The sequence below is a fragment of the Butyrivibrio sp. WCD2001 genome (genome assembly GCF_000424485.1).
GTDB lineage: Bacteria > Bacillota > Clostridia > Lachnospirales > Lachnospiraceae > Butyrivibrio.
On record NZ_AUJZ01000001.1, the window covers coordinates 214,577 to 232,650 of the forward strand.

The 18,074-nt window shown below is 40.8% G+C and carries 15 protein-coding genes and 1 other RNA gene; 15 read left to right on the forward strand and 1 reads right to left on the reverse strand.

All coding sequences use genetic code 11. The features are described 5' to 3' along the window. The first annotated feature begins 77 nt into the window (after positions 1 to 77). From rnr to G630_RS0100975, 6 genes are all read left to right on the forward strand, one after another. Positions 78 to 2,525, forward strand: a complete 2,448-nt coding sequence (rnr, locus tag G630_RS20175) for a ribonuclease R (protein ID WP_044958378.1) — start codon at positions 78 to 80, stop codon at positions 2,523 to 2,525. Positions 2,526 to 2,607: 82 nt separating this feature from the next. Continuing rightward, entirely contained in the window at positions 2,608 to 3,072 is a 465-nt protein-coding gene (gene smpB / locus G630_RS0100960; RefSeq protein WP_022760061.1) for an SsrA-binding protein SmpB, read from the forward strand. A 56-nt stretch (positions 3,073 to 3,128) separates the two neighbouring features. Beyond that, positions 3,129 to 3,477, forward strand: a transfer-messenger RNA (tmRNA) gene (gene ssrA, locus G630_RS24080). A gap of 164 nt (positions 3,478 to 3,641) precedes the next feature. Continuing rightward, the gene (locus G630_RS0100965; protein ID WP_022760060.1) at positions 3,642 to 4,457 is read left to right on the forward strand and encodes a hypothetical protein; all 816 of its coding nucleotides are present in this window, start codon (positions 3,642 to 3,644) and stop codon (positions 4,455 to 4,457) included. 15 nt (positions 4,458 to 4,472) lie between these two features. Next, positions 4,473 to 5,285 (forward strand): glutamate 5-kinase, encoded by an 813-nt coding sequence (proB, locus tag G630_RS0100970; RefSeq protein ID WP_026497454.1) that lies wholly within the window; start codon positions 4,473 to 4,475, stop codon positions 5,283 to 5,285. A 2-nt stretch (positions 5,286 to 5,287) separates the two neighbouring features. Continuing rightward, positions 5,288 to 5,845, forward strand: a complete 558-nt coding sequence (locus G630_RS0100975; RefSeq protein WP_022760058.1) for a GNAT family N-acetyltransferase — start codon at positions 5,288 to 5,290, stop codon at positions 5,843 to 5,845. Positions 5,846 to 5,978: 133 nt separating this feature from the next. On the opposite strand, the gene G630_RS0100980 is transcribed toward G630_RS0100975, so the two are convergent. Continuing rightward, complete coding sequence (locus G630_RS0100980) at positions 5,979 to 6,557, reverse strand: hypothetical protein (RefSeq protein WP_022760057.1); 579 nt, start codon at positions 6,555 to 6,557, stop codon at positions 5,979 to 5,981. A 150-nt stretch (positions 6,558 to 6,707) separates the two neighbouring features. Between G630_RS0100980 and G630_RS0100985 the strand changes: the two genes are divergently transcribed. The 9 genes from G630_RS0100985 (at position 6,708) to G630_RS0101025 (ending at position 18,074) form a co-directional block, all read left to right on the forward strand. Further along, complete coding sequence (locus G630_RS0100985; protein ID WP_026497455.1) at positions 6,708 to 9,524, forward strand: FtsK/SpoIIIE family DNA translocase; 2,817 nt, start codon at positions 6,708 to 6,710, stop codon at positions 9,522 to 9,524. 43 nt (positions 9,525 to 9,567) lie between these two features. After that, entirely contained in the window at positions 9,568 to 11,244 is a 1,677-nt protein-coding gene (locus tag G630_RS0100990) for a formate--tetrahydrofolate ligase (protein WP_026497456.1), read from the forward strand. Between the two features lie 30 nt (positions 11,245 to 11,274). After that, positions 11,275 to 12,132 carry a bifunctional methylenetetrahydrofolate dehydrogenase/methenyltetrahydrofolate cyclohydrolase FolD gene (gene folD, locus G630_RS0100995; RefSeq protein ID WP_026497457.1) on the forward strand — a complete coding sequence of 286 codons (858 nt, stop codon included), beginning with the start codon at positions 11,275 to 11,277 and terminating at the stop codon, positions 12,130 to 12,132. Between the two features lie 4 nt (positions 12,133 to 12,136). Next, the gene (locus tag G630_RS0101000; RefSeq protein WP_026497458.1) at positions 12,137 to 13,600 is read left to right on the forward strand and encodes a chitobiase/beta-hexosaminidase C-terminal domain-containing protein; all 1,464 of its coding nucleotides are present in this window, start codon (positions 12,137 to 12,139) and stop codon (positions 13,598 to 13,600) included. A gap of 132 nt (positions 13,601 to 13,732) precedes the next feature. Further along, the gene (locus G630_RS0101005) at positions 13,733 to 14,608 is read left to right on the forward strand and encodes a sulfide/dihydroorotate dehydrogenase-like FAD/NAD-binding protein (RefSeq protein WP_026497459.1); all 876 of its coding nucleotides are present in this window, start codon (positions 13,733 to 13,735) and stop codon (positions 14,606 to 14,608) included. A gap of 27 nt (positions 14,609 to 14,635) precedes the next feature. Then, entirely contained in the window at positions 14,636 to 16,024 is a 1,389-nt protein-coding gene (gene gltA / locus G630_RS0101010; protein WP_022760051.1) for an NADPH-dependent glutamate synthase, read from the forward strand. A gap of 57 nt (positions 16,025 to 16,081) precedes the next feature. Continuing rightward, positions 16,082 to 16,570 (forward strand): hypothetical protein, encoded by a 489-nt coding sequence (locus G630_RS0101015; RefSeq protein ID WP_026497460.1) that lies wholly within the window; start codon positions 16,082 to 16,084, stop codon positions 16,568 to 16,570. Further along, complete coding sequence (gene rlmH, locus G630_RS0101020; RefSeq protein WP_026497461.1) at positions 16,570 to 17,049, forward strand: 23S rRNA (pseudouridine(1915)-N(3))-methyltransferase RlmH; 480 nt, start codon at positions 16,570 to 16,572, stop codon at positions 17,047 to 17,049. The genes G630_RS0101015 and rlmH overlap by 1 nt, the downstream gene beginning before the upstream one ends. Further along, positions 17,046 to 18,074, forward strand: a complete 1,029-nt coding sequence (locus G630_RS0101025; RefSeq protein ID WP_026497462.1) for a PhoH family protein — start codon at positions 17,046 to 17,048, stop codon at positions 18,072 to 18,074. The genes rlmH and G630_RS0101025 overlap by 4 nt, the downstream gene beginning before the upstream one ends.

Genomic DNA, 18,074 nt, shown 5'->3' on the forward strand with positions numbered 1-18,074 from the left:
TCTTATGAGAAATAAGCAAGCGGCATTCTATCTATTTAGATTTAAGGCTCTTTTGGAAGGATATAAAGGAAGACATTATGAGCAAAAAGAAGATTATGAATAAAAAAGAGAATATTGTCGGTACTTTTATTTCAAACCAGAGAGGCTTTGGATTTGTTGAAGTAGAGGGCAGGGATGAGGATATCTTTATTCCCGACGAGTATACCGGCGGAGCTTTTCAGGGTGATACCGTAGAGGTTGTTATAACTTCTGACAAAAATAAGAACGGCGGTATGCGCGACGAGGGAAGAGTTGTGGGAGTCCTTGTAAGGGCTGTCGAAAAGGTTGTTGGTACCTTTCAGGATGGACATACATATGGTTTTGTAATTCCTGACAACTTAAGGTTCACACAGGATATTTTTGTATTGAAGGAACACACCAGAGGTGCAGTTACCGGAGATAAGGTTGTGGTCGCTATCACTGATTATGGTGATCCAAAGAAGGGAAGGAAGCCTGAGGGTAAAATAACAGATATAATAGGAAATATTAATGATCCCGGAGTTGATATATTATCAATAGTTGAGGGATATGATATTCCTAGTGTTTTCCCTGAAAAGGTGATGAACCAGGCTGAAAAGTGCAAGGATCATCTTATTGAAGGTGACTATCAGGGACGCCTTGACCTTAGGAGTGTGACAATGGTCACGATTGACGGCGAAGACGCGAAAGATCTGGATGATGCTGTATCATTGACGGTAGAAAACGGGATATATCATCTCGGAGTACATATTGCTGATGTAACAAATTACGTGCAGGAGGGCTCAGCTCTAGACAGGGAGGCTCTTAAGCGCGGGACGAGCGTATATCTTGTTGACAGAGTAATTCCTATGCTTCCCCACAGGTTAAGCAACGGTATATGCTCTCTTAATCACGGTGAAGACAGGCTTGCTCTCAGCTGTCTTATGGATATTGATTCAAATGGTGCGGTTTTATCTCATCAGATTGCTGAAACGGTGATAAATGTTAACGAGAGAATGACCTATACTTCCGTTGCGGCTATTTTAGAGGATGAAGATCCTGATGAAATTAGTAGATATGAAGAGCTTGTGCCGATGTTTCGACAGATGGCTGAGCTTTCAGAGATTTTGAAGAAGAAGCGCGCAAAAAGGGGAGCGATCAATTTCGATTTTCCGGAGGCAAAGATTACTCTTGATAAAGAAGGGAATCCTCTTGAGATTAATATAAGAGTTGCAAATACAGCGACGTCAATGATAGAAAGCTTTATGCTTGCGGCAAATGAGACTGTTGCGGAGCACTTTTTCTGGATGCAGGCTCCTTTTGTATATCGTGTTCATGAGCAGCCGGATCTTGAAAAAATTGCGAATCTCAATGCTTTTATATCAAGACTTGGCTTGCATCTGAATGTAAAAGCTGAAGAGATACGACCTTCCGAGATTCAAAAGCTCCTTGAAAAGATTGAAGGAACCGAGGAAGAAGCGGTTATAAGCAGAATAGCTCTAAGAAGTATGATGCAGGCAAAGTATAGTACAGAGTGCCTTGGTCATTACGGTCTTGCTTGTAAATATTATTGTCATTTCACTTCACCTATCAGAAGATATCCTGACCTCCAGATTCATAGGATCATCAAGGATTATCTGAGAGGCAGAATGGATGATGATAAGCTTAAGCATTACAAAGATATCCTTGAAAATGTTGCCAAACATTCTTCGGATACTGAAAGAAGAGCTGAAGAAGCAGAACGCGAGACTGAAAAACTGAAAAAGGCTCAATTTATGGAATCTCATATTGGAGAAACGTTCGAAGGTGTTGTCTCCGGTGTTACCGGCTGGGGAATGTTTGTTGAGCTTCCCAATACCTGTGAAGGTATGGTTCCGGCTGTCACTATGGAGGATGATTTTTACGTTTTCGATGAGGATAACTATAGACTTGTCGGAGAGCGAACGGGAAAAGTATACGCACTTGGGCAGACGGTCACTGTAAGAGTTCATGATACAGACAGACTTGCAAAGACAATTGATTTCAGGATTGTCGATGAGAATGAGGATAATTACGGCGATAATTTGAATTTCCTTGACTATGACAATGACTTTGAAGAGGATTACTATGAAGAGGATGAAAACGGTCATCTGAAATTAGTTAAAGGGAAAAATAAAAAGAAATCTGCAAGTAAGAAAGTAGATAAGAAGTTAGGTAAGAAGCCTGAGAAAAAGACTCCTGCTAAGCTTCGCGCCGCAAAGATTTCGAAATTATCTCTGGATTCCGAGGAAGCTGTTATAACAGCAAAGGAAAAGAAAGCTTCCGGAAAGAAAAGAGATAAGCTGAGCGAAAAAAAGAAAAAAGAAATCCTTAAAGAGGCTTCAAAACTTAAGAAATTAAGTAAGCTTAAGGCTAAGAAGAGCGAAAAGAGCGCTAAGAAGGCGGAAACAGAGAGCGGACGGAAAGTATATAAAGTACATAAGTACAAAAAGTCCGCAACTTCGAAAGCGGCAAGGAGTAGCCAGGGGAAGCGTAGAAAGAAAAAATAATAATGTGAACTCGTGGTTTATTGTTTTTTTCTATAATATGGCTTAATATATTAAGACTACAAAGAATTGAGGTATGATCGTCATGGCTGACGAAAGCATAAAATTAATTGCAAATAACAAAAAAGCATTTCACGATTACTTCATTGAGGAAAAATATGAAGCAGGTATTTCTCTTGCAGGTACTGAGGTTAAGTCCTTAAGGCAGGGGAAATGCAGTATAAAGGAGGCCTGGGTTAGTATAGATAAGGGCGAAGCATATATTTGCGGTATGAACATAAGCCCTTATGAAAAAGGTAATATTTTTAACAAGGATCCGCTTCGCGTTCGTAAGCTTCTCCTTCATAAGGCTGAAATAAGAAAACTTGATCAGGCTTCACAGGCACAAGGCTATACGCTTGTTCCTCTTGAGGTATATTTTAAGCATGGTAAGGTCAAGGTTCAGATTGGTCTCGCTAAAGGTAAAAAGCTCTATGATAAGAGAGAATCAACCGCTAAGAGAGATCAGCAGAGAGAGGCAATGAGAGATTACAAGGTGAGTCTGAGATAAACTATAAGTTTAGTTGATTTTGGACGATAATCAGTATATACTTATCAGGCAAGCAAGGGTTAGTAAAGGTTTCGACAGGGATTCTGAAGCTGGAGAAGCTGTCCGCAGGATGGTGCGTTAATCCTCAAACTTAAATATAAACGCTGAAGATAATTTAGCAATCGCTGCCTAAATGCGGCGCGTCAGCCTGAGTGCACCTGCACATTCAGTAACTGACGTCAACTTTGCAGGAAACGACATGGTGAGTGCTCCGTAGCTATGGTCGTATCAGGGGCTACTTCTCATATTAGGGCGCTGACTTCCGGTTATGAGAGGGAAATGGCTTTGCCACAATAGCCGGCTATGACAGTAGAAGGACAGGGGACGGATTTTTGGACGCGGGTTCGACTCCCGCCTAATCCATTCACACAAATCGGTTTAATAGTTTGTAAATAACTATTGAGCCGATTTTTTTCATTGAAAGATATTATAAATTCTTGCCCAATGTCTGATTTTCCTTGCAATTTACATGTTCTTGTGTTTAGAATGTTTTTATGCACAAAATATGTAGGCATAAAAAGGAGGTTAGTATGATAAAAGGGGTAAAATATTTAAAGAAGTTTATCGTATCTGCGCTTGCCGCAGCATTTATTATCAGCGCTGTACCGACAACTGCAGTTACCGTAAACGCGGCTACAAAGGTTGATGTAAATGAGACAACACAGGTTCTCAGTAAAAGAGGTGTTCTTGTTTATAAGGCAACAGGAAACAGCATGGTTACAATTACACCTGGCGTGTATGCTAAGAATGTTCTTTCCGTAACAATTAATGATGAGGATGCAAAGATAAAGAATATCAAGTGCTCAAGCAAACTTAGATATAAGCTTACTTACAGAGAGTACGAGGATAAGACCGATTCAGTAACTTACAGATTTTCATTCTTTACAAAGACAGCTAAGCGTTACAAATTTAAATTCAAGGTTGATGATCAGGAATATTCAATTTTCATAAATGCTACAACACCGGTTGCAAGAGCTACTTTTGCAGGTCAGGATCTTTCAACAAAATATGGCCTTGGTACAGTTAATTATGTAACTGAGCTCAGTAAAGGTAAGTTTGCTGTACAAATGGGAAAAGGTTATACGCTTGAATCTGTTCAGGTTGGAAGATATAAGAATGTAACAAACGAAAGCAAAGAGGTACATCCTACACTTTACTGGACTACCAGTGCTAACAATAAGACAATTAAGCTCAGCGGCGAGAAACAGGTTTCAGAGGATAGAGATATTCTCGAGAGTAGTATGTATGCTACAACTATTATTCGTGTAAACTACAGATACACGAAGAACAACACAACAGGCTGCGTTGATTACTATCTTAACAAAATTGTAGATTCAGATAATTAATAAAGGATATATGTAATGAGTCCGAAAAAAATCAGAAAAGAGCGCATAGTAGTCAAGGTAGGAACTTCGACTATCACCAATGAAAATGGCGGCATTAATATTCATCAGATTGATCTTTTATGCAGGGCGCTCTCAGGAATTGAAAATCTTGGATATGATCTTGTTCTTGTCAGCTCCGGCGCTATTGCCGTCGGAGCAGGCAAGATGCGTCTTAAACAAAAGCCTAAGGACCTGCGTCTTAAACAGGCTGCTGCTGCGGTGGGTCAGAGTGAACTGATGCATCTTTATGACAAACTTTTTGGAGAATACGGACGCCTTTGCGGACAGATTCTTCTTGATAATGATGATATTGAAGATCCGGTGAGAAGAGAGAACCTCAAGAATACATTTGACGCACTTCTTGAGAACCATATTATACCGATCGTTAATGAAAATGACTCTGTCAGCCATGCAGAGATTGAATCTGATCAGAAACTTTTTTCTGATAATGATATGCTGTCAGCTCTTGTGGCAGCTTTCTGCGGCGCATGTAAGCTTATTATTTTATCTGATATCGATGGATTTTATGATAAAAATCCTTCAAAGTATCCTGATGCAAAACTTATCAGTCGGGTTGAGACGATCGATGAAACTATGTATGATCTTGCTGATGGCAGTGGCTCCAACAGAGGCACAGGAGGTATGGTTACAAAACTTCAGGCAGCTGAGTTTGCTACAGCCAGAGGTGTTGATGTACTTATTACAAATGGAAGCAATACGGATAATTTGTATGACATTATCAACAAAAAGCATGTAGGTACTTTGTTTGTTGCAAAGGAGAATAACTGATTTTGGTTGATGTTATTAAAACAGAGCGTCTGATCCTTCGGAAGTGGAAGGAGAAAGACGCTGATATTTTATACAGACTTGCAAAAAATCCTGAGATTGGGAGAGGAGCCGGATGGCTTCCGCATAAAGATGCCGAGTATTCCAAAGCAATTATCAGAGCTGTATTGTCAGATGACGGTGAGTATGCGATTGTTCTGAAGGATGATGAAAATACTCCGATCGGAAGTATAGGAGTACGGATTGGAAGCTGCGAAAATCGTGGAATCATGAGAGACGATGAAGCTGAAATCGGTTATTGGCTCGGGAAGGATTACTGGGGATACGGATATGCCACAGAGGCGCTTTCGGAGCTGGTGAGATATAGTTTTACTGAGATAGGGCTGAATTCCATCTGGTGCGGATTTTTTGACGGAAATGAAAAATCCAGAAATGTTATAGAACGCTGCGGTTTAAAATATCATCATAGAAATGAACACCTGTATAATTCTATGCTAAGTGAATATTACAATGAAACCATGATGAGAATTTCCGCAGAAGAATATTTTCATTGTACTAAATAGTGGAATGAAGAAAAATAAGTAGAGTTTTTGATAAAAGAAGACCGGTGATAATTATATTGTATTAAAACCGATTATGCCGTAAGGCAACGAGGTTTTAAGACAATATAATTATCACCGGTCGTATTATCAGAAATTAAAATTCCGGGGTACCTTCGTGGTATTTGTCGTAAATCTCGGAGAGATAAACTTTAACCATCTCGATGTTAGCCATCTTCTTAAGTTCCGAATTATCCATTGCTATTGAAATCTCATCAGCAAGAAGAAGCATATCATAAATGGCAAGCTTGAATTCGTTTCTGGTCATATTACTGATATTGGCCTTCATAAGCGGAGTTCCAAGCTTCATAGTTACGTTCTCATCGGCAATACCTGTCTTGATGACCATGGTCTCGGGATCAAAATTTACATAAAGTATAAGTTTCTCCTTCTCATGCTTTCTGAGAGTAAGACTTGTCTGATGACTTGCCTCCATCCATTCGAAAAGATCAGCATCATCGGGGTGAAGAAGATAGTTTGTAAGCTCCTCGCGATGTTTCTCCACATACTGAAGATATTTGCTGGCGTTAGGACCGGTATATGAAAGCTCTACCTTAAGGCCATTCTCTGTCTTCAAAAGGCGACATTTGGAAGCAACTTCTCTGATTTTAAGCTCTGATTCGTTGTTGCCGATCTGTTTAAGCAGTCCGGTTTCAAGTTCCTGTTTAAATTCCATATAATCAATTTCCTCCAAAAATAGAAAAGCGTTAACTAAGCGTGTTAAGTATAGCACAAAGGCTTCAAAAATGGTATACTATTTCGTGGTATGCGCCTTCTATGAAAACGCATATTGGGATGAGTTTTTTGAAAAAAGTAATGGGTGAGTATGGCTACAAGTAATTCAAGAAAACGCTCGGGTGCGAGCAGAACAAATAACACCAGAAAAAGATCGGCAACCAATGAAAGGAGACCTTCCGCAAGGTATGAGGAGGATACCCTGGACTATGCTGTAAAGAGTGAGATTTTATTAATTGCTTTTGCAGCGCTGGCGGTCTTTTTATTTTTATGCAATTTTAAGATATGCGGGTCTATCGGTAATACTTTAAGTGATATTATGTTTGGTATTTTCGGTATCGCTGCATATATTATGCCCTTAGTATTTTTTGCCTCCGGAGCGCTGCTTTTATCCAACGGAGCAAGCCCTGCTGCGATAAGGAAAATATTATCGGGACTTTTGGTTCTTATTGTAATTTCAATGCTTTTTGAACTTATTACAGGCAGAGTTCAAAGTATGACATCATACAATGCCGCAGACATATTTGACGGAGCCAAAAACGCTCGTAATGGCGGCGGAATGATAGCAGGAAGCATCACTTATGCTGTTTATCACAACCTGTCTCTCGCGGGTACGCTTATTGTAATGATGGTGGCAGGCTTTACCGGGATTTCACTGTTTACACAGAAATCTATGCTTGGCAAGGTGAAAAAAGGCGGCAGGCATGTGATCGAAAGAACCAGACAGGAAGCTGAGTTTTACAGAGAACGCCTGGATGAGCGCGCAAAATATAGAGAGGAAGAGAAAAACCGCATCGAAGAGGAAAGACAGCTCCTGCTTGAACAGAAAGAGGATGCCAAAATTCTCAGGATGGACAGGAAGGTTTCGGGTGTCAGCATGGACACAACCATCTCTGCAGAGGATGGAGATGAGGACTATTTCGAGGAAGAGCCTTCAAAGGAACAGGAATTCAGGATACATGGAATAGATTTTGACAATGATGATGAGCCCGAACATCAGACATTTATTCCCGACGAAGAGGTTCATGATGATATACATGAGATAAAGTTTAATCCTTCAATTTCTACCGAACCTCAGCCGGACGGACAATATGTCATGAAGGCTGTAAAGACGCGCGAGCCCGAAAAGGAACACAGGATTATCAGAATAGGTGATGATTTTTCTGCTCCGGATGATGCTTATTCTGATGAAGAGGATGACAGCGCGGCAAGAAGTGCCCTTATGGCTGTAAAAAATCAAAAGCCCGTGGCTCGTCTTAAAGCCGAGGAAGAAAAGGATGACTTTACTGACATACCAATTCACGCAGAGAATCTTGCCCCTGACTATAACGGTGAATATGCTGTTCACAGTACTGACTATATTACGAGCTCCAAAAACAGAGAGGCTGCTGAGAAGAGACAGGAACAGACTATTATAAAAAAGCCTGTTATGGAATATGAATACCCTCCGTTTAATCTCCTGAAAAAAGGTGTTAAAGGAAGAGGTGACTCGGCAAAACACTTGAAGGATACAGCCAGAACACTTCAGGAGACTCTTGAAATGTTCCATGTTAATGCGACTGTAACGGATATCAGCCAAGGACCTTCGGTTACAAGATATGAACTTCAGCCGGAGGCAGGAGTTAAAGTAAGAAAGATTGTTGACCTTGCGGATGACATAAAAATGCATCTTGCGGCAACGGACATTAGAATTGAGGCGCCGATACCGGGAAAATCAGCGGTAGGTATTGAGGTTCCTAATAAAGAGAATTCTACCGTTGCACTGCGAGATCTTATTGAGAGCGAAGATTTTCAGAAGTCAAAGTCCAAGCTTTCCGTTGCTATAGGTAAGGACATCGCCGGTAAACTTGTGATAACGGATATTGCCAAGATGCCACATCTGCTTATAGCCGGAGCAACAGGTTCGGGTAAATCGGTATGTATAAATACAATTATTATGAGTATCATCTACAAGGCTTCACCTGAAGATGTAAGACTCATAATGATAGATCCTAAAATAGTCGAATTATCAGTTTATAATGGGATACCGCATTTGTTAATACCGGTAGTTACAGATCCCAAGAAGGCTGCTGCTGCATTAAACTGGGCAGTTGCCGAGATGACAACAAGATACAAGAAATTTGCCAATGCAAAGGTAAGAGATCTTAAGGGGTACAATGCTTTATGCGAGCAATCGCATGATCCCGAGATGCAGAAGATGCCTGAAATCGTCGTTATCGTAGATGAGCTTGCGGACCTTATGATGCAGTTTAAAAACGAAGTTGAGGATTCGATTGTCAGACTGACTCAGCTTGCAAGAGCAGCCGGAATTTATCTGATAATTGCTACGCAAAGACCTTCGGTTGACGTTATTACAGGCTTGATTAAAGCAAATATTCCAAGCAGGATTGCTTTTGCGGTTTCAAGCGGCGTGGATTCAAGGACAATTCTTGACAGCTATGGAGCTGAAAAGCTTATCGGAAAGGGTGACATGCTATTCTTCCCGAGAGGCTACAATAAGCCTGCAAGAGTTCAGGGATGTTTTGTATCCGATGACGAAGTGCAGTCGGTAACGGATTTTGTTAAAACACAGGGTGTCGAAACGGGTTATGGACAAAATGTTTCGGAAGAGATTTCAAGTATGGAAGTAAGCACGAAATCAAGCCAGCAGTCTACGACTTCGGATTCTGCTGATACGGCTTCGGATCTGGATCCTTTATTTGCACAGGCAGGTGCGGCTATTATTGAGAAGGAAAAGGCTTCCATCGGTATGTTGCAGAGATTATATAAGATAGGCTTTAACAGGGCTGCAAGAATTATGGACCAACTGAGTGATGCCGGGGTTGTCGGACCTGAAGAAGGAACGAAACCCAGGAAAATTCTTATGACAAAAGAAGCTTTTGATGAGATGATAAACAATGCATCATAAAAAGTAATCATCTGACGAGGTTTTATTGAGGAGGAAAAAGAGAATGGCAGTAAAATCAGATATCGAAATTGCAAGAGAAGCTGAGATGTGGCCAATAAAAAAGGTTGCCGAAAATATCGGTATTTCTGAGGACGATCTCGAGCTTTACGGAAAGTATAAGGCTAAACTTTCGGAAGAATATCTTCAGAAAATAAAGAAGAACAAGACAGGTAAACTTGTTCTTGTTACTGCAATTAATCCGACTCCTGCCGGTGAAGGTAAAACTACAACCAGCGTTGGGCTCGGAGATGCGCTTTCCAGACTCGGCAAGAAAACAGTTATAGCACTTAGAGAGCCTTCACTTGGCCCGTGTTTTGGTATTAAGGGAGGTGCTACCGGCGGCGGATATGCGCAGGTTGTGCCTATGGATGACATGAACCTTCATTTCACCGGTGATTTTCATGCGATTACTTCTGCCAATAACCTTCTTGCAGCACTACTGGATAATCATATTCAACAGGGTAACGAACTACAGATAGATACCAGGCAGATAATATTTAAGAGATGTGAGGATATGAATGACAGAGTCCTCAGAAATATAGTGGTAGGACTTGGAAACAAAATGGACGGGGTTGTCAGAGAAGACCATTTTGTTATTACAGTAGCTACAGAGGTTATGGCAATCCTTTGCCTTGCCAGAGATATGCAGGATCTCAAGGATCGTCTTTCAAGAATTGTTGTTGCATATAATTATAACGGGGATCCGGTTACTGCCGGCGATCTCAATGCAGTTGGTGCCATGGCTGCGCTTTTAAAGGATGCAATGAAGCCTAATCTCGTGCAGACGCTTGAACACACACCGACAATTGTTCATGGCGGTCCTTTTGCAAATATAGCACATGGCTGCAATTCAATAAGGGCTACGGAGGCAGCTCTTCATATGTCAGATATCACAATAACGGAAGCCGGTTTTGGTGCAGATCTTGGTGCTGAAAAGTTTCTTGATATCAAGTGCAGAATGCATGGCTTAAAACCTGATGCCATAGTTCTTGTTGCGACTATAAGAGCACTTAAATATAACGGAGGAATTCCCAAGGACAAGCTTTCAGAAGAAAATACAGATGCTCTTAAGAAGGGCATGGTTAACCTTGAAAAGCACATAGAAAATCTTCAGCAGTATGGGGTTCCGGTTGTAGTAACCCTTAACGGTTTCCTTACTGATACTGATGCTGAGATTTCAATTGTAAAGGATTTCTGTGAGAGTAAAAATTGTGATTTCGCAATTTCAGAAGTTTGGGAACATGGCGGTAAAGGCGGCGAAGCTCTTGCAAAGGCTGTAATAAATACACTTGAGAATAAGCCTTCAAATTATGCTCCTATCTATACTGATGATCTTTCGCTGGAAGAGAAGATTGAAACTGTAGCTAAAAAGATTTACGGAGCAGATGGCGTTATTTATGCACCGGCTGCAAAGAAACAGCTTCAAAAGATTGTGGACATGGGTTACGGTAAGCTTCCTGTCTGCATGGCGAAAACGCAGTATTCGTTATCCGATGATCCTTCACTGCTCGGAAGACCGCAGGGCTTTGAAATTAATGTAAGAGATGTATATGTTTCTGCAGGTGCAGGATTTATTGTTGCTCTTACAGGAAACATCATGACTATGCCCGGACTTCCCAAAAAGCCTGCAGCCTTTGGAATTGATGTTGATGAAAAAGGAAATATTGTAGGACTGTTTTGATAATACACATTAATTTAAGGAGAGACCGGAATAATGAATATCATCGATGGAAAAGTAATTTCTGCACAGGTTAAGGATGAGGTAAAAGAGAAGACAAAAAAGCTTCGTGAAGAAAAAAATACAGAAGTGTGTCTTGCCGTTATCCTGGTGGGAGAAGATCCTGCTTCACAGGTTTATGTTAGAAATAAGAAAAAAGCATGTGAGTATGTGGGTTTTAAATCTTTATCCTATGAACTTCCTTATGAGACAACACAGGAAGAATTATTAGAGCTTATTGATAAGCTGAATAAAGATGATTCCGTACATGGAATTTTGGTTCAGATGCCGGTACCTAAGCATATTGATGAGAAAACTGTCATTGATGCAATATCTCCCCTTAAGGATGTGGATGGTTTTCATCCAATGAATGTGGGCGCGCTATGTATCGGAGAACCCGGTTTTGTATCATGTACTCCAGCCGGAATTATCCAGCTGCTTAAAAGATCCGGTGTGGAAATAAGCGGTAAGGAATGCGTAATAGTAGGAAGAAGTAACATTGTAGGTAAACCAATGGCTCTTTTGATGCTCAGAGAAAACGCAACTGTTACAATTGCACATTCAAGGACAAAGGATCTTAAGGAAGTCTGCAAACGCGCGGATATTTTGATAGCAGCCGTTGGCAAAGCGAAAATGATAACTGAGGACTATATAAAAGAAGGTGCTGTAGTTATTGATGTCGGAATAAACAGAAATACTGAGACAGGAAAGCTTTGCGGTGATGTTGATTATGAAAATGTTGCAGATAAATGCAGCGCAATAACTCCGGTTCCGGGTGGAGTCGGACCTATGACTATTGCCATGCTTATGAACAATTGTCTTGAATCAGCATTACGTAAGGCCGGTGACTGAATTTATGAAATGTCCAAATTGTGGGAATAAAATTCCGGAAGGGAATCTTTATTGTGGAATTTGCGGCAAAGAGATTAACTTCGTACCGGAGTTTGACCCGGAAATTGAAAACAAAATAAATGAATCGCTTTCCGGTGTGGCTGATGATCTAAAGGATGAAAGCATTTTTTATACAAAGAAGATTCCGGGTATGATTGCAAATAAGACTGAACTAAAGCCTTATGTGATACCTGCAATTACCGGAATAGGTATAATAGTAGGCTTTATCATTATTATCCTGTTTTCGTTCGGCGGCAAAAATACTTCACTTAGCTATGAAGAACAGGCTGAGACTTATTATGTTGAAGGGAAATTGTCAGATGCGATTATTACAATTGACAAGGCAATAGAAAGCCTTTCGGAAGATGATTCTGAATATAGTATAAAAAAATCCGAGCTGATGTTTCAAAAGTATGGATATGAAAAAGAAGCAGGTCTTATTGAAGATTCGATTGTTACTTTGAAAGCACTGACGGACAGTAGTATTTTCGATGACGAAACTGTGGAAACAGCAACTAAGCAGCTTATAGGATATTATGAAGAACAGCAGGATTATGATTCCATTGTTGAAGTGGTAAACAACACAAAGAATGCCGGAATAAAAAATGAGTATTCCGAATATATTCCGGTAACACCGGTCATTTCACCCGATGGCGGTGATTTTGATGAAGCCGTGAATGTCAGAATAACAGATACTGCAGAGGGCGATATCTATTATACTGTTAATGGCGATGATCCTGATGAGAAGAGTATTCATTATGACGATGAGTTAATTCTTGAAGAGGAAGGCGATTACCATATCCGTGCTGTTTTCATAAATAAATATGGAATAAAAAGTGATGTGGTAAAGAGCTTTTTTCATCTTGAAAGTATTGGACCTGCTGAGCCCGTGATTATGGAGGATAGCGGTGATTATTCGCAGGCAACGATGATTGTTGCTGTTTGCGACCCGGGATGTCGGATATTATATACGTCAGACGGATCAGATCCTACAGAAAATTCAACAGAGTATTTTACACCTATTTCCATGCCTATAGGATCATCTACATTCAAATTTATCACGATAGATGATGAAGGTAAGATGAGTGAAATTGTTGAGAAAAACTATCATTTAACTTATACAACCATGGTTTCTGTTGATCAGGCGAAACAGAGTATAATTTCGATTCTTGTAAAGCTTGATATTTTGCTTGATTCCGCCGGAAAAGTAAGAGGTGAAGAAGGTTATTACGATTATGTCTACGACGGAGAAATTGAAATAACAGGATCCGGTGAGTATTACAAGTTTGTAGAGACCCATGTCTATAATGATGGACATACAAATGAAACCGGTCTTCTTTATGCTGTAAATACTCATGACGGAAAAGTAAACAGACTTGGGTATGATTCAAGTGGAAAATACACTCTAATCACAATTTCCAATAGATAAGACAGCTGTTTACGGATTTTTGTATTAAGTTAAATAATTTGATGCTTTAGCAGTTTAAAGTCTTGAAATTAGACTGGGCATCCATTATCATTGTTACAATATTGCAACTATTTATTATTCAGGAGGAGAGCGATGTTTAAAGTTTTAGAGGCTAATGAGCTAGCTACGAATATTCACCAGCTTATCGTAGAAGCTCCCCGTGTGGCCGGCACATGCTTGCCCGGACAATTTCTTATTGTTCGTGCAGAAGAAGACGGTGAGCGTATCCCGCTTACTATCTGTGATTATGACAGAGAGAAAGGAACTGTTGAACTTGTAGTACAGGCACTTGGTGCCGAATCAAGAAAAATCTGCCGTAAAAAGGCAGGTGATCAGCTTGCAGATGTAGTAGGACCTTTGGGTAATGCATCCGATCTTTGTAGTGAAAGCATTGAAGAGCTGAAGAAAAAGAAAATTGTATTTATTGCCGGTGGTGTTGGTACAGCACCTGTTTATCCGCAGGCTAAATGGCTCAAAGAGCATGGTATAGATTGCGACGTAATTATTGGTGCTAAAAACAAGGATCTTGTAATTCTTGAAGAGAGATTTAAGACTGTATGTAATCTCTACGTCACAACAGATGATGGTTCCTACGGAAGAGAAGGTATGGTTACAAAGTGCCTTCAGGATCTCTACGATGAAGGAAAACGCTATGATCACTGCGTTGCTATCGGACCTATGATCATGATGAAGTTCGTATGCAAGCTTACAAAAGAGCTTGGCATCCCTACAATTGTCAGCATGAATACAATTATGGTCGACGGAACAGGAATGTGTGGTGCTTGCCGTCTTACTGTTGGCGGTCAGGTAAAGTTTGCCTGTGTTGATGGCCCTGAATTCGACGGACATGAAGTTGATTTCGACCAGGCTATGAAGCGCATGAGACTGTATCAGACAGAGGAAGGCCGACTTGCACTTAAGGAGCAGGAAGGTAATTCTCATCATGGCGGCTGTGGACACTGTGAATAAGGATTCGTTTAAGGAATGGAGATAAAGATGGCACAAGACGTTTGGACAAGAGTTCCGGTACGCGAGCAGGATCCTAAGGTTCGCGCTACCAATTTTGAAGAAGTTTGTTTGGGATACAATGAAGAGGAAGCAATCGCTGAGGCTGAGAGATGCCTTAATTGCCCCAATCCTCAGTGTGTAAAGGGATGCCCGGTTTCTATTAATATACCTAAGTTCATCCAGGAGCTTAAGGCCGGAGATGTTGCTACAGCATATCAGACTATCAGTGAGTCAAGTGCACTTCCCGCTGTATGCGGTCGTGTATGCCCTCAGGAGAGCCAGTGTGAAGGAAAGTGTGTTCGCGGTGTTAAAGGCGATGCAGTTTCCATCGGTAAGCTTGAGAGATTTGTTGCTGATACTGCAAGAGAAAAGGGTATCAAGCCCGAAGGCGCTAAGGAGAAGAAAGGAAAGAAAGTTGCGGTTATCGGTTCCGGCCCTGCAGGTCTTACCTGTGCAGGTGATCTTGCGAGAATCGGTTACGATGTAACTATTTTTGAAGCGCTTCACGAAGCTGGCGGAGTACTTGTTTACGGTATTCCGGAATTCCGTCTTCCCAAGGATGCGGTCGTTAAGAAAGAAATTGAGAACGTTGAGTCTCTCGGCGTTAAGATTGAGAAAGACGTTGTTATCGGAAAATCTGTAACGATAGATTCATTAATGAAGGATGAAGGCTTCGAGGCTGTATTTGTTGGATCCGGTGCAGGTCTTCCAAGATTTATGAATATTCCCGGTGAGCAGGCTCTCGGTGTATTCTCTGCAAACGAATTCCTCACAAGAAGTAATCTTATGAAGGCTTTCTCAGAGGATAGTACCACTCCTATCATGAAGCCTAAAAAGTGTGTTGTTGTCGGCGGTGGTAACGTTGCTATGGACGCTGCACGTACAGCACTTCGTCTTGGTGCAGAGGTTCATATCGTTTACAGAAGAGGCGAGGAAGAACTTCCTGCAAGAAAGGAAGAAGTTGAGCACGCTAAGCAGGAGGGTATCATTTTTGATCTTCTCTGCAACCCTGTTGAGATCCTTGAGAACGAGGATGGATGGGTTAAGGGCTGCAAGTGTATTAGAATGGAGCTTGGTGAGCCTGATGAGAGCGGCAGAAGAAGTCCGGTGGAAGTTAAGGGCTCTGAATTTGAGATTGAGTGTGATGCTGTAATCATGTCACTTGGTACAAGCCCCAATCCTCTTATTTCAAGCACTACAGAAGGACTTGAAATAAACAGAAGAAAATGCATTGTTGCTGATGAAGAGAGCGGAAAGACATCTAAAGAGGGTGTATTCGCAGGCGGTGACGCAGTTACCGGTGCAGCAACTGTTATACTTGCAATGGGTGCAGGTAAGGCTGCAGCCAAGGGAATTGACGAGTATCTTTCAAAATAACAAAAAACCTTCCCCCCTCTGGGGGAAGGCGGCGTTTACGCCGGATGAGGGATGTATATGGTATATCAGAGCAGTGCTCAAAAAGCAGAAGATAATCAGTCATCAGGAATAATGCTAATTACCGTTGGTGCAATAGGACTTATCGCAGATGTGTTTTTTCTTGTAAAAAATCCATTGGATATGCCTATGTTTAATAAATACCTTACCTGCGGAGTCATGGGTGCACTTTTTGTACTGTTTTTTGTTATGGGTATTCTTGCAGTCAGAAGCTATAAGATTTTCAAAGGAAAAGCGGCTGAGGAAGACACCGTTCTTGAGAAGATAAAGGCCTGGAGCGAGGCAGAACTGACTTCTGATTACATAGATACACATATGTATGATGATGACGAAGAATATGAACAGCTTACCGATAAGGAGAGCCTGTTCTTTAAACGTTCGGAGTTTATTAAGAAGGAAATAATGAAAAAATATGTAAATGTCAGTGAGGAACTCGTAGATTCTTTTATTGACAGTTACTATGACAAACTTTACGGAGATGAAAATTGATAGCTATTGATATTCTCTGTGTCGGAAAGATTAAAGAGAAATATTGGAATGAAGCTATTTCGGAATATTCCAAAAGACTCACAAGATACTGTAAGCTAAATATTATTGAAGTTCAGGATGAGAAGACTCCGGATAATGCTCCGCCTGCATTGGAACAGCAGATAAAGGAAAAAGAAGGAGAACGTCTTTTAAAGCATATAGATCAGAAGGCTCTTAAGTTTGCTCTTGCTATTGACGGAAAACGATTCTCTTCCACATCCTTTGCGGATACCATTCAGGATGAATGTACAAGAGGTGTGAGCAAGCTACAGTTTATCATCGGTGGGTCTTTAGGACTTTCTGATGAGGTATTAAAAGCATGCGAAAGAAAAATAAGCTTTTCGGATATGACTTTTCCTCATCAGATGATGCGCGTGATACTGCTTGAGCAGATATATCGCGCACATAGAATAATTAATGGAGAACCATATCATAAATGAGAAATATTACTGAGAAGACTATGCATCTTGGAATAGAACAGATGCAAAGTATATTCGGGCAGCATGATAAGTATATTCGCAAGATTGAGGATAACCTTAAGGTTGAAATAATAGACAGAGGCGGGGAACTTCATATTATTGGTACAGGCGAAGCCGTAAAAAAGGCTGCAGATATTATTGCTGAACTGGCAGATCTCTCCGAAACAGGGGCTGAGATTGAGGAACAGAGCATAAATTATGCCATTCAGATTAGTAATGAACCGACGGAAGATGAAATCCAGGCAAAAGGGCATGTTCTGACTCAGATTGATGGAGATGTTATCTGCCATACAATTAATGGTAAGCCAATTAAACCCAAGACACTCGGGCAGAAGAAATATGTAGATGCCATTAGAAACAACATGATAGTTTTCGGGTTGGGACCGGCCGGAACCGGTAAAACATATCTTGGTATGGCGATGGCAATAACAGCTTTTCAAAAAGGAGAAGTTGAGAGAATCATTCTTACAAGGCCGGCTATTGAAGCAGGAGAAAAGCTCGGATTTTTGCCGGGGGATCTTCAAAGTAAGGTTGATCCATATCTGAGGCCTCTTTATGATGCATTGTATCAGATAATGGGTGCAGACAATTTTGTCAAAAATATGGAAAAAGGTCTTATTGAGGTTGCTCCTCTTGCATATATGAGGGGAAGAACTCTCGATAATTCATTTATAATTCTTGATGAGGCGCAGAACACAACGCCTGCTCAAATGAAGATGTTCCTGACAAGAATCGGGTTTGGCTCAAAAGTCATTATCACAGGAGATTCGACGCAGAAGGATCTTCCGGCTGATACAAAGTCCGGTTTGGATGTTGCATCAGCTGTGTTAAAGAAAATAGATGATATAGCATTTTGCAATCTGACCAGCAGGGATGTTGTACGTCATCCACTGGTTCAGCAGATAGTTAAGGCATATGAGGATTTTGAAAAATCCAAAACTAACGAAGAAAAAAAACGTGCAATTAAGAGGCGGGAAAGACATTAA

Excerpts from the sequence above, each read along its gene's own strand:
- G630_RS0100965 (WP_022760060.1), top strand. The coding sequence starts at position 3,642 with ATGATAAAAGGGGTAAAATATTTAAAGAAGTTTATCGTATCTGCGCTT.
- G630_RS0101025 (WP_026497462.1), top strand. The coding sequence starts at position 17,046 with ATGAGAAATATTACTGAGAAGACTATGCATCTTGGAATAGAACAGATG.
- G630_RS0101015 (WP_026497460.1), top strand. The coding sequence starts at position 16,082 with ATGGTATATCAGAGCAGTGCTCAAAAAGCAGAAGATAATCAGTCATCA.
- G630_RS0101000 (WP_026497458.1), top strand. The coding sequence starts at position 12,137 with ATGAAATGTCCAAATTGTGGGAATAAAATTCCGGAAGGGAATCTTTAT.
- gltA (WP_022760051.1), top strand. The coding sequence starts at position 14,636 with ATGGCACAAGACGTTTGGACAAGAGTTCCGGTACGCGAGCAGGATCCT.
- G630_RS0100980 (WP_022760057.1), bottom strand. The coding sequence starts at position 6,557 with ATGGAATTTAAACAGGAACTTGAAACCGGACTGCTTAAACAGATCGGC.
- G630_RS0100990 (WP_026497456.1), top strand. The coding sequence starts at position 9,568 with ATGGCAGTAAAATCAGATATCGAAATTGCAAGAGAAGCTGAGATGTGG.
- G630_RS0101005 (WP_026497459.1), top strand. The coding sequence starts at position 13,733 with ATGTTTAAAGTTTTAGAGGCTAATGAGCTAGCTACGAATATTCACCAG.
- G630_RS0100985 (WP_026497455.1), top strand. The coding sequence starts at position 6,708 with ATGGCTACAAGTAATTCAAGAAAACGCTCGGGTGCGAGCAGAACAAAT.
- proB (WP_026497454.1), top strand. The coding sequence starts at position 4,473 with ATGAGTCCGAAAAAAATCAGAAAAGAGCGCATAGTAGTCAAGGTAGGA.
- rnr (WP_044958378.1), top strand. The coding sequence starts at position 78 with ATGAGCAAAAAGAAGATTATGAATAAAAAAGAGAATATTGTCGGTACT.
- smpB (WP_022760061.1), top strand. The coding sequence starts at position 2,608 with ATGGCTGACGAAAGCATAAAATTAATTGCAAATAACAAAAAAGCATTT.